Annotated in this window: 8 protein-coding genes; 4 read left to right on the top strand and 4 right to left on the bottom strand. The window is 69.9% G+C overall.

Annotated elements, in window-relative coordinates:
• Nucleotides 1–52: 52 nt before the first annotated feature.
• Entirely contained in the window at nt 53–433 is a 381-nt protein-coding gene (locus tag AB0881_RS31995; protein ID WP_366622951.1) for a YbaB/EbfC family nucleoid-associated protein, read from the top strand.
• 1427 nt (nt 434–1860) lie between these two features.
• Here the strand turns inward: AB0881_RS31995 and AB0881_RS31990 are convergent.
• On the bottom strand, nt 1861–2754 hold the full coding sequence (locus AB0881_RS31990; protein ID WP_366622949.1) for a MinD/ParA family protein: 894 nt from the start codon (nt 2752–2754) through the stop codon (nt 1861–1863).
• A 483-nt stretch (nt 2755–3237) separates the two neighbouring features.
• On the opposite strand from AB0881_RS31990, the gene AB0881_RS31985 reads away from it, so the two are divergent.
• A complete protein-coding gene (locus AB0881_RS31985) occupies nt 3238–6606 on the top strand; it encodes a pyruvate carboxylase (protein ID WP_366622947.1) in 3369 nt (1122 codons plus the stop codon).
• Nucleotides 6607–6741: 135 nt separating this feature from the next.
• Entirely contained in the window at nt 6742–8010 is a 1269-nt protein-coding gene (locus AB0881_RS31980; protein ID WP_366622945.1) for a serine hydrolase domain-containing protein, read from the top strand.
• 6 nt (nt 8011–8016) lie between these two features.
• On the opposite strand, the gene AB0881_RS31975 is transcribed toward AB0881_RS31980, so the two are convergent.
• On the bottom strand, nt 8017–8976 hold the full coding sequence (locus AB0881_RS31975; RefSeq protein WP_366622943.1) for a threonine/serine dehydratase: 960 nt from the start codon (nt 8974–8976) through the stop codon (nt 8017–8019).
• 88 nt (nt 8977–9064) lie between these two features.
• Entirely contained in the window at nt 9065–9553 is a 489-nt protein-coding gene (locus AB0881_RS31970; protein ID WP_366622941.1) for a pyridoxamine 5'-phosphate oxidase family protein, read from the bottom strand.
• 183 nt (nt 9554–9736) lie between these two features.
• On the opposite strand from AB0881_RS31970, the gene AB0881_RS31965 reads away from it, so the two are divergent.
• Nucleotides 9737–11011, top strand: a complete 1275-nt coding sequence (locus tag AB0881_RS31965; RefSeq protein ID WP_366622939.1) for a lipase family protein — start codon at nt 9737–9739, stop codon at nt 11009–11011.
• A gap of 61 nt (nt 11012–11072) precedes the next feature.
• On the opposite strand, the gene AB0881_RS31960 is transcribed toward AB0881_RS31965, so the two are convergent.
• The gene (locus AB0881_RS31960; protein ID WP_366622937.1) at nt 11073–12395 is read right to left on the bottom strand and encodes an RNA polymerase sigma factor; all 1323 of its coding nucleotides are present in this window, start codon (nt 12393–12395) and stop codon (nt 11073–11075) included.
• Between the last annotated feature and the right edge of the window lie 47 nt (nt 12396–12442).

Here is a 12442-nt window from a genome sequence, read left to right as displayed (position 1 = left end):
GGGCGCCAGGCGGCCCGGAATCTGGCGAATTTTGCGAGAGGTGTGAATCGTTATGAGTGAGGTATACGAACAGCAGCAGTATCGCCATGCGCAACAGATGAGAGAACTAGTAGACGAAGTTTCTCGTAGGCCGTTCACCGCTACCTCGAAGGATGGATTGATCTCCGTCAGGGCGTTGGCTACTGGTCAAGTGGTTGCGCTGGAGATCGACCCACGCATCTATCGAAATCCAAACAGTAAGGCTCTAGCCGAATCAATCCTCACAACGCTTGAGCAGGCCATCGCTGGAGCAGCAAAAATTCATCTTGCAAGTATTGCAACAGCCTCAGGTGTGGACGTCAAAACATTCGCCGAGCTCCTGGATGGAGCGGCCAATCTTGTGGCTAGCTTGATGGATGAGGCGGACGATCTAAACCGCCAGAACCAGCGATGAGCGACCCTAGCTGAAGGAAACAGACTTGAGTGGCGAAGTACGTCTGTCCACGGGGCCAGGGGTGCGTACGTGGATGTGGATGATATTCGATTTCGTAGCTGCGCTTAGCTTTATGCTAATAAGCATAGTTCTGGCGCCTGCACTCATGCGGGATGGCGACTCGGCATTGGCCGTTTCTCTGCTGCTTCTCTGTGGCGCATTTTTTGTATTTATTGTTGGCTTGGTCGCCGCAACTTATAGGCGCACATTTTGGCTCGATGGAGCTTTCCTTTGGCAACGGAGCATTCCGCGTGCTCGTTGCTATGACCTGGGTGCGCTTTCGGTTTCAATGGGATCGAGTCGATTTGGCTTGGCGGGCCCGATCGTTCCACACCTGATCCTCAAGCCTGCAACTGGAAGGCCAATAAGAATATGGCTCAGGAATCGCGATACTGGATTGACGCTACTTCCGGCTGATCAGTTGCATGCCTTGGCCGATGCCCTGAGTGAAGCGGGAGGCGGATCGGACAACGCTATAGTTGTTAACCATCTTAGAAGGCTAGCTGATTACGGATTCTAACGACGCTTCATTGTACCCTTTCATTCAACTGCGGCGGTGGCGAGACATGGCGCGGCGGTGACTGTGTCGTTCGACTAAAACCTAGGTGAAGGTCTTGAATAGACGGGTTGTTCCGCAAACATGGCCGTCTCGAACCAGGAGATTTGGGCGCTGCTCCACCGTAGCGCCGTTGAGGGCATGCAAGCAGGCGCAGCGGGCGGCGCAGTGCTTGGCGGTGCGATCGGTGGCGCTATAGGAGGGCCGCCCGGACTAGCCACAGGAACGGGTCTCGGCACTGTAATAGGTGGCGTGGGCGGAACGGTATGAGGAGGACTCGGCGATCTTTCTGAGAAGTTTTTGGAGGCAAATGAGCTTCTTTCAGTTGGGAACGTTCGCGGCCCTTGTGGTGGTGTTCCTGTTGCCAGGGAGTGCTTGTCTTGCCTTTGCCGTGCGATTCGTCGGCTGGCCGCGGGGCTCTAGGTGAGGATGTCTCGACGGCGGTTGCTCGTGTTTCGAGCGGTGTGGCTTCCTTGGGGTTGTCTGTTGGTGCGTGGGTGTGCGATGAATTAGGCGCGGTTGGTGGGGGTCCAGATTTGGCCCTGGTGGCGGGTGGCTAGTTGGGTGGCGTAGGCGTGGGCTAGGGGTTCGGCCGATGGTGGGCTGCTGGCGGCTCTGATTTCTACCCACCAGATCGGTGGGGTGATTGTGGTGTTGAGGAGGCGTTCTATTTCGCCTGGGACCGTTACTTCTATGGGGGCTGCTATGTGGACCAGTAGGCGGCCTGCGGTGTCGTAGAGGTGGGTCGCGCCGTTCTTGGTGTTGGTGGGTAGGCCGGTGGTGATGCTCTCCAGGTGTGGCTTCTGCCTTAGGAGTGCTACGAAGTCCCTGCTCATGGGGTTCCCTCGCTGCGGGTGTGAGTGAAGGTCTGCAGGGTGAGTTTCGTTATGGCGGTGTGGGTGGATTCGGCCAGGTGGTCTGGGGAGATGGTGGTGCCGGCGGCTAGGTGGCGGTCGTACGGGATGGGGATTACTGGGAGGCCGTGGGTTTGTAGGGCGGCTCGGGCTGTGGCTAGGTCGGTTCCCGGGGTGCGGGAGACCAGGGCGATGGTCGTTCGGGTCAGGAGGGCTTCGTGGCCGTTGGTGCGGAGCCAGTCGAGGGTGGCCTGGGCGGTGGCGGCGCCGTCGGTGGTGGCCGGTACGACGAAGACCTGGGCGTGGGTGGAGTCGAGGATGCCGCGGTTGAGCGGGGAGCCGAGTCCCGGGCCGCAGTCGATGATCGAGGCGGCGAAGTAGCGGCCGAGGGTGCCGACGGCGGTGTGGAAGGTCGGGAGGTTCAGTTCACGGCCGGTTCCTTGTGGTGCGGACAGGACCCAGACGCCTGTGTCGGTGAGTGAGAGGTGCTGGGCTGCCTCGTCCCAGGTTCGCGGGCGGGTGGCGGCCACGTCGTGGAGTGAATGGGTCGGAGCCACGCCCAGGCGTAAGGGGAGGGAGCCCAGGCCGGGGTCGGCGTCGATGGCCAGGACGCGGTCTTCGCGGTGCTGCTGGATGGTACGGGCGATCAGGGTCGCGAGTGTGCTCTTGCCCGCGCCGCCGCGGATGCTGGTCACGGCGATGCGGCGGCAGGAACGGACCGGGGCGCCGAGGCGGGTCGCCAGTTCGACCTGGTCGCGCATGTCCGTGCCGGCGGACGCCCCGAGCGCCTTGCGCATGCCGCGGCCCAGCCTTTTGAGAGCCGGGTCGCCGTGCGGGTTCCGCTGGACGAGCCGTTCAGTGTCGAGCGGCATCGCAGGGGGCGGTGGGACTGCCTGATGCGGTTCGGGCGATTGGGCTGGCGGTGTGTGCGCTGAGTGGAGCTGCGGCGGGGGTTCGCGAGGTGCCCAGGAATCGATGCTGGCGGTCGCAGTGGGTGGGGTGGGGACTCGTAGTGCGGGCGGAGTGCCGGCTGGAGGTGGGGGTTGGAATTCGAGGTAGGGGGTGACGGGGAGGGGGTTTTTGGTGGGTTTGTCTGCGGGTGGGGCCAGGCCTTTGTCCAGGGCGCTCAGTTCGGAGAGCACCTCTTGTTGCCAGTCCCTCTCTGACACCGGGCTCCTCCCAGGCGTACGGGCTCGTCGAGTCTAGTTAGGACGGGGGTGGCCGGTCAGGGCGTTCCCGGGGCGGCTGTCGGGAGGCGATGGCCGGAGGTTATGTTGGGGAACGCTCGACGTTGAGCCCGGGAGGCCGTCGTGTTCGGGCGGCCTCGCACACAACCGTCTCCTGGGAGTTACGCCGTGATTCAGAAGGTGCTCGTCGCCAACCGTGGTGAGATCGCCGTACGGGCCTTCAGGGCCGCGTACGAGCTGGGGATCTCGAGTGTGGCCGTCTACGCGCACGAGGACAGGTTCTCGCTGCACCGGCAGAAGGCGGACGAGGCGTACGAGATCGGGGAGCACGGGCATCCCGTGCGGGCGTACCTGGACGTCGAGGGCATCGTGGCGACGGCGCTGCGGGTGGGCGCGGACGCGGTGTACCCCGGGTACGGGTTCCTGTCGGAGAGTCCGGAGCTGGCGGAGGCGTGCGCGCGGAACGGGCTGACGTTCGTGGGGCCGCCGGCGCGGGTGCTGAAGCTGGCCGGGAACAAGATCGAGGCGGTGGCGGCGGCGCGGCGGGCCGGGCTGCCGGTGCTGCGGAGCGCGACGCCGGAGCCGGGGGCGGAGCTGGCGGCGGCCGATGAGGTCGGGTTCCCGCTGTTCGTGAAGGCGGCGGCCGGCGGTGGCGGGCGCGGGCTGCGGAAGGTGGACCGGCGGGAGGACCTGCCGGCGGCGGTGGAGACCGCGCGGCGGGAGGCGGAGAGCGCGTTCGGGGATCCGACCGTGTTCCTGGAGCAGGCCGTCGAGCGGCCGCGGCACATCGAGGTGCAGGTGCTGGCCGATGGGGCCGGGCACATCGTGCATCTGCGGGAGCGCGACTGCTCCGTCCAGCGGCGGCACCAGAAGGTGGTGGAGATCGCGCCGGCGCCGCGGCTGGATCCGGCGGTGGCGGAGCGGCTGTGCGAGGACGCGGTGCGGTTCGCGCGCGAGATCGGGTACGTGAACGCGGGCACCGTGGAGTTCCTGGTGGACGCGGCGGGCGACTACGTGTTCATCGAGATGAACCCGCGGATCCAGGTGGAGCACACCGTGACCGAGGAGGTCACGGGTGTGGACCTGGTGCAGAGCCAGCTGCGGATCGCGGGCGGGGAGACGCTGGAGGAGCTGTCGATCGCGCAGGAGGACGTGCGGGTCTCCGGGTTCGCGGTGCAGTGCCGGATCACGACGGAGGACCCGGCGAACGGGTTCCGGCCCGACACCGGGAAGATCTCCGCGTACCGGTCGCCGGGCGGTGCGGGCGTGCGGCTGGACACGGGGACGACGCATGCGGGGGCCGAGGTCACGCCGCATTTCGACTCGATGCTGGTGAAGCTGACGTGCCGGGGCCGGACGTTCGAGGAGGCGGTACGGCGCGCCAGGCGGGCGGTGGCGGAGTTCCGGATCCGGGGCGTCGCGACCAATATCCCGTTCTTGCAGGCGCTTCTGGATGAGGACGATTTCCGGAGCGGTGGCGTCACGACGGCTTACATCGTCGAGCATCCGGAGTTGCTGACCGCGCGGTCGAGCGGGGACCGGGCCACCAGGCTGGTGCGGTATCTCGCGAATGTGACGGTGAACAAGCCGCACGGGGACGCGCCGACGGATCTGGATCCGGCGGTCAAGCTGCCGGAGATTCCGGCGGGGGAGCTTCCGAAGGGGTCGCGGGATCTGCTTCTGGAGTTGGGCGCGAAGGGTTTCGCGGAGCGGCTGAGGGCGCAGACGGCTCTCGCGGTCACCGATACGACGTTCCGGGACGCGCACCAGTCTCTGCTGGCCACGCGGGTGCGGACGTTCGATCTGGTCGCGGCGGCGCCGGTGCTGGCGCGGACGACGCCGCAGTTGCTCTCGCTGGAGGCGTGGGGCGGCGCGACTTATGACGTGGCGCTGAGATTCCTCGGGGAGTCGCCGTGGGATCGGCTGGCGGCCATTCGCGAGGCGGCGCCGAACATGTGCCTGCAGATGCTGCTGCGGGGCCGCAACACGGTCGGGTACACGCCCTATCCGGATTCGGTGGCGCGGGCCTTCGTGAACGAGGCGGCGAAGACCGGCGTCGACATCTTCCGGGTGTTCGACGCGCTCAATGACGTGGAACGGATGCGGCCCGCCATCGACGCGGTCCTGCAGACGCACGCCGTCGTCGAGGGCACGCTGTGTTACACCGGCGATCTGTCGTCGCCGGAGGAGAGGCTTTACACGCTCGACTATTACCTGCGGCTGGCGGAGGAGCTGGTCGAGGCGGGCGTGCACGTCCTGTGCATCAAGGACATGGCGGGGCTGCTGCGGGCGCCGGCCGCGAAGAGGCTGGTCACGGCGTTGCGGGAGCGCTTCGATCTGCCCGTTCACCTGCACACGCACGACACGGCGGGCGGGCAGCTCGCGACGTATCTGGCGGCCGTGGAGGCCGGGGTGGACGCGGTGGACGGCGCGGCGGCGCCGCTGTCGGGGACGACCAGCCAGCCGCCGCTCCAGGCGATCGTGGCGCAGACCGACTTCACCGAGCGGGCGACGGGGATCGACCTGGACGCGCTGACGGTCATGGAGCCGTACTGGGAGGCCGTCCGGAAGCTGTACGCGCCGTTCGAGATGGGCCTGCCGGCGCCGACCGGGCGGGTGTACCTGCACGAGATCCCGGGCGGGCAGCTGTCGAACCTGCGGCAGCAGGCGGTGGCGCTGGGGCTCGGCGACCGGTTCGAGGAGATCGAGCGGCTGTACGCGGCGGCCGACCGGATCCTGGGGCGGCTGGTGAAGGTGACGCCGTCCAGCAAGGTGGTGGGCGATCTGGCGCTGCACCTGGTGGCCGCCGGGGCCGATCCCGATGATTTCGCCGCGCATCCGGAGCGCTACGACGTGCCGGACAGCGTGGTCGGGTTCCTGAACGGTGAGCTGGGCGACCCGCCCGGCGGCTGGCCGGAGCCGTTCCGGGGGCGTGCGCTGGCGGGGCGGCAGTACGCGCCCGCGCGGGCCGAGCTGACCGGGGACGAGGAGAAGGCGCTGGCCGGGCCGGACGTGCGCGACACGCTGGACCGGCTGCTGTTCCCCGGGCCGGCCAAGGAGTTCCGCGAGGCGCGGGCGGCGTACGGCGACCTGTCGGTGCTGCCGACGGGCGCGTTCCTGTACGGGCTCCGTACGGGCGCCGAGGTCTCCTTCGACCTGGAGCCCGGTGTGCGGGTGCTGGCCGGGCTGGAGGCCGTCGGGGAGCTCGACGAGGCGGGGTTCCGGCAGGTCATCTGCACGGTGAACGGCCAGCTGCGCACGCTGTCGGTGCGGGACAGGGCGGTCGCGGCGGACGTGCCGCCGGTGGAGCGGGCGGACCCGGGCGAGCCGGGTCACGTGCCGGCGCCGTTCGACGGCTCGGTGACGCTGCGGGTGGCCAAGGGCGACGCGGTGGCGGCCGGGGACGTGGTCGCGACGATCGAGGCGATGAAGATGGAGGCCGCGATCACCGCGCCGGTGGCGGGGACCGTGACCCGGCTGGCGGTGCCGGGGACGGCGCCCGTGCAGGCCGGGGACCTGCTCCTGGTGATCTCCTGACCGGGTGGTCGCATTCATGTGACATTTGGCAGGATGTCGATCAAGCGGCCTGGTGGGGTGTCACCATGGTCTTCGTCCGGGAAGTCGGCTGACGGGGTAGAGAGAGACGGGATGGCGACGCGGCGGTTCGTACGGTTGAGGCGTCTCGCGAGGGCACTGCCGGTGGCGATGGCCATGGCGCTCGCCCTCCCGGCGGTTCCGGCGCATGCCGCGGATCCGCAGGTCGTCTCGTTCGACGACGCCAAGCTGCGCATCACCCTGGAGGCGACCCACCAGGCGGGCATGTACGGGCTCTACTCGTCCGTGCGCCGCGACGACGACTCCTGGAAGGGGGCCGCCGGTGTCGCGGACGTCCGTACGAAGCGGCCCGTACGGTCCGACATGGAGCACCGTGTAGGCAGCGTCACCAAGTCGTTCACCGCGACCGCCGTACTGCAGCTCGTCGAGCAGGGCCGCATCCAGCTGGACCAGCCCATCGCCCAGTACCTGCCGGGCGTCGTCCCTGGAGAGCGCGGGCAGCAGGTCACGGTGCGGATGCTGCTCAACCACACCAGCGGTATCGCCGACTACGTCGTTTCGGCGTTCCCGTCATGGGCGCAGCTGTCGCCCGACAGCCTGGACGAGCACCGCTTCCGTACGCTGCGCCCAGAGCAGCTCATCGAGTGGGGCGTTAAGGGGCAGCCGACCAACGCCCCTGGAGCGGCGTGGTCGTACTCCAACACCAACTACGTCATCCTCGGCGCGCTGCTGGAGAAGACGACCGGCGTCAAGGCCGAGACGTACATCTTCCGCAACGTCATCCGCAAGGCGGGGCTGAAGCACACGTACTTCCCGGGCTCGTCCCGTGTACGCGGTTCGCACTCGCGCATGTACGAGGCGCTGTACGGCCGCATCGACCCGCCCCGCGACTACAGCGTCTACAACATGTCCTGGGCCGGTACGGCGGGCGCGCTCGTCTCCACCATGGACGACATCAACGCGTTCTACAGGGCGCTGCTCGGGGGCAGGCTCCTCGGAGAGGGCGGCCTGACCGAGATGCAGCGCACCGTCCCCGTGAAGAACGCCAACGGCGACACCCTCATGGAGTACGGTCTCGGCCTCTACGCGGTGGACCTGCCGTGCGGGCGGTTCTGGGGCCATGACGGCGCGGTGTTCGGCGCCGGGACGCAGGCGCTGTCCAGCCCGGACGGCCGCCGGCAGATCGCGTACGGCATCAACCTGATGAAGTACCAGCAGCTCGACGGGCAGGGTGTGCCGCTGCCGCACGCGATCGACAACGCGCTGGGCGCGCACCTGGTGCAGGCGCTGTGCGGCGGCCAGGGGCCGCTGACCAGCGCCACCCCGGGGGCGCCGGCCACGCCGCCGCTGCCGCTGCAGTTCGTGAACCCGCGCACCGGCGCCTGAGTCCCCTCAGGTGACCAGGTCGCCGGGGTCGGTGTTGGCGCCGCACAGGAGGATGGCGACGCGCTCGCCGGCCCGGGGGCGGTAGGCGCCGGTGCGGAGGGCGGCGACGGCGGCGGCGGTGCCGTGCTCGACCACCAGCCGGTACTCGTCCCACACGCGGCGGCGGGCCTCGGCGATCGCGTCGTCGGTCACCAGGACGGACCGCACGCCGGTACGGGCCGCCACCGCGTAGGCGATCTCGCCGAGCCGGCCGGCGCCGAGCGAGTCCGCGGCGACGCCGGAGACGTCCACGTCGACCGGCTTGCGGGCGCGCAGGGCGGCGTTCAGGGTGGGCGCGTTCGCCGGCTCGACGCCGACGACGGTCGCCCGGCCCTCCAGCGCGGCGGCGACGCCCGCCATGAGGCCGCCGCCGCCGACGGCCAGCAGGACGGTGTCGACCTCGCTGCCGGTCTGCTCCAGCAACTCCAGCGCGAGCGTGCCCGCGCCCGCGCACATGGCGGGCTGGTCGTACGGGTGGCAGAAGAGCGCGCCCGCGTCCTCCACGCGCTTCATGGCCGCCTCGTACGCGTCGGCGTACTTCACCCCCACCTGGACGACCGACGCGCCGAGGGCCCGCAGCTTGGCCACCTTGACGGGCGGCGCCGTCTCCGGCACGAACACCTCGGCCCGCGTCCCCGCTTGCGCCGCCGCGTACGCGACCGCCAGGCCCGCGTTCCCGCCCGAGGCGGCGACGACCCCGGCCTCGGGTATCGCCCCCTCCTCCGCGGCCGCCAGGACGCGGTTGAGCGCCCCGCGCGCCTTGAACGAGCCCGTGTGCTGGGTCAGCTCCAGCTTGAGCCACATCCGCGCCGGCAGGCCCGACCCGCGCGGGACGAAGCCGGACGGGTCCACCTCCATGACGGGCGTCGTGCGCACCAGTCCCTCGATGCGTGCGGCGGCGTCCAGAACATCCGGCAGGGCGATCATCAGCGGGGTCCTCTCCGATGCGGCGGGGGCACCGTCATGCCTACCAGCCCGCCGCCGCGCGCGGTGACGCCACTCCGTACGGATCCCCCTACGCCTCGTCCTCCGTCCAGGTCAGGATCTCGCCGCCCTGGCCCATCAGCACGGTCCCGGGGAAGACGCGCAGCCGCCAGGGCGTGAGCCGCAGTGCCGCGAAGGACGGTTTCGTGGGCCCTTCCCAGGTGGGGATGATGGCGGGGTCGTATCCGACGGGCTCGGGCCCGTTCACGAACAGGTCCCACACCCTGGTGCGGGTCTCATCGTCGAACGCCCACTCCGCCCTGCACTCCGCCAGCGCCGTGTCGTGCGACGGCGACCAGTAGTTGCACGAGACGTACGGGCTGTGCTCCAGGTGGGCGCGCTTGGCGGGGGTGGGCGTGGTGCCGACCCATCCCACGAGCTCGCCGTCCTCCCATTCCCAGATCGGGTGCAGGATCCGGGAGCGGGGCCGCCCCCGCCCGTCCACGGTCGAGACCGTGCACCAGACGATCTCGTGTGCCATCGAGACGAACGCGGGAGCCGCCACGGCCAGTTCTGTCATCCCGCCATCCTTCCGGCAGGGTCGCCGTACGGCAACGCGACGCCGTTCCCCCGTGCGGACCGCGCGTTGTGAGCCGGTTGCTAAAACGCGGCCGCTCCATGTGAGACGGCTTCATTCCAGTGATCGGTGGCAGTGGGCGACAGTCGTCAGCATTCGCTTTCACCCCCCACCCCTGGAGTGGCGATGAGACTACGGACGCTGTTGACCACGGTGGCGGCGGGCGCCGCGCTGCTCGCGCCGGCACTGGTGGCCGTGCCGGCCGCGGCGGGGGCGCCGGCCGGCTGCACCGCCTCGGACGCCGAGATCTACGCGGCACAGGGCGCGGTCACCGGCGCGCCCGGCGAGCTGCTGGCGTGCCGGCCGACGGCCCTGCCGGGCGTGCCGCACAACATCAAGATGAAGGCCTGGAAGGTCCGGTACGCGTCGACCGACCACAAGGGCGCGAAGAACGTGATCTCCGGCTTCGTGGCGGTGCCGGAGGCGCCCTGGACCAAGGGCGGGTCGCGGCCGGTGGTCGCGTTCAACCCGGGCACGTCCGGGTCGGGCCTCCAGTGCGCGCTGTCGAAGCAGATGTCGGGCCAGTACGTGGACCACTACGAGGGGCCGAACATCGCCGAGTTCCTCAAGGCCGGGTTCGCGGTCGCCGCCACCGACGGGGTCGGCTACCTCGACGGGCAGGTGCACACGTACATGGTCGGCGCCAACGCCGGGCACGCGCTGCTGGACGTCGTCCGCACCGCCCGCCAGATCCCGGGCGGGGACCTCAAGCCGGACGGCAAGGTCGGCATCGCCGGGTACTCCGAGGGCGGCGCCGCGTCGCTGTGGGGCGCCCAGCTGGCGGCGTCGTACGCGCCGGAGCTGAACGTGGCGGGCGCGGCGGCCGGCGGCGTGCCGGGCGACCTGAAGATCACCGCGAAGCAGCTGAACGGCAGCCTGTTCGCCGGGTTCCTGGCCGACGCCCTGGTCGGGCTGAACGCCGCGTACCCGGAGATGCCGTTCACCGAGCTGATGAACGCGAAGGGCGAGCAGGCCATCAAGGACGTCAAGAGCCACTGCCTGTACGGCACCCTGGCGGTGTTCCTGGGCGCGAAGGTCGAGGACTTCTCCAAGGACAAGCTGACGCTGGACCAGCTCTACGCGGTGCGCGGCCCGAACGGCGTCACCTGGGGCGAGATCATCGACCGGCAGAAGCTCGGGGTCGGCATCGGCACCCCGGCGTCCGGCGCCCGGTACAAGATCGGCTTCCCGGTCTTCCAGTACCGCGGCTTCTTCGAGGAGATCATCCCGCACGAGACCGAGGACGCCACGCGGGCGGCGTACTGCAAGGCGGGGATCACCACGCAGTGGAACATGTCCTACCCGGCCGAGCACCTGTCCACGGACTGGCTGGCCGCGGGTGACGTGACGAAGTTCCTGGGCGAGCGCTTCGAGGGCAAGCCCACCAAGGGGAACTGCTGACGGCACCCGATAGCGCGCGGCCCGGGCGACGCGAGCGGCACGGCTCGTCGCCCGGGCCGCGTCATGCCCGCTCGGCCGACTGCTCGCCCGACGCCTGCTCGGCGGCCGCCGCCGCCCTCTCCTGGAGAACGACCTGTTCGGGGCCGTTCCGGGTGAGCGATGCCGCCCGCTCGAACTCCGCCCTTGCCTCCGCGAAGCGTCCCAGCTTGTAGAGGAGGTCGCCGCGCACGCTCGGCAGCAGGTGGTAGCTCTTCAGGGACGGCTCGCCGCGCAGCGCGTCCACGACCTCCAGCCCCTTCTCCGGGCCGTGCGCCATGCCGACCGCGACCGCGCGGTTGAGCTCGACGACGGGGGAGGGCGCGCGCTGGGCGAGGATGCCGTAGAGCGTGGCGATCCGTTCCCAGTCGGTCTCCTCGGCGGTACGGGCCTGGGCGTGGCAGACGGCGATCGCCGCCTGGAGCACGTACGGGCCGGGCGGGCCGGGTGGGCTGGCGGCCTTCTCGGCGCGCAGGAGCGCCGCGTACCCGCGCCTGATGAGCAGCTGGTCCCAGAGGCCGCGGTTCTGGTCGAGGATCTGGACGGGTTCGCCCTTGGGCCCGGTACGCGCGCGCGTGCGCGACGCCTGGATCTCCATCAGCGCGACCAGCCCGTGCACCTCGGCCTCTCCAGGGGCGAGCCCCGCCAGCAGCCGGCCCAGGCGCAGCGCCTCCTGGCACAGGTCCGTACGGACCCAGTCGTCGCCGGCGGTGGCCGCGTACCCCTCGTTGAAGATCAGGTAGATGACCTCCAGCACGGAGGAGAGCCGGCCGGCCCGCTCCTCGCCCGCCGGGACCTCGAACGGCACGCCGGCCTCGGCGAGGGTGCGCTTGGCCCGCACGATCCGCTGCGCGACCGTGGTCTCCGGGACGAGGAAGGCCCGCGCGATCTCGTCGGTGGCCAGCCCGCCCAGCATCCGCAGCGTGAGCGCGACGCGGGACGGGGTGGGCAGCACCGGGTGGCAGGCGGTGAACACCAGCCGGAGGATGTCGTCCTCGATCGGCTCGTCCTCCAGGACGGCCGCGAAGTCCTCGGCGGACTCGTCCGCGGTCTCCAGCCGGTGGCCGATCTCCTCCAGCTTGCGTTCGAGCGTCTGGTCGCGGCGGATCCGGTCGATGGCGCGGCGCTTGCCGACGGCCATGAGCCAGGCGCCCGGGTTCTCCGGTACGCCCGACTCCGGCCACTGCTCCAGCGCGGTGACCAGCGCGTCCTGCGCCAGCTCCTCCGCGAGCCCGACGTCGCGCACCAGCCGGGCCAGCCCGGCGATGATCCGCGCGGACTCCAGCCGCCACACCGCGTCGATCGCCCGGTGCGTCCCGGTCCGGGCCCCCGTCTCCGTGTCCGTCACGACGACGATCAGAGCACCGGCCCGGCCGCGCGCGCAAGCGCGGGGCC

It is taken from the genome of Spirillospora sp. NPDC029432 (assembly GCF_040703975.1).
Lineage (GTDB): Bacteria > Actinomycetota > Actinomycetes > Streptosporangiales > Streptosporangiaceae > Spirillospora.
Note: the sequence above shows the minus strand (reverse complement) of the source record. Positions and strands in the feature narration are given on the sequence as shown.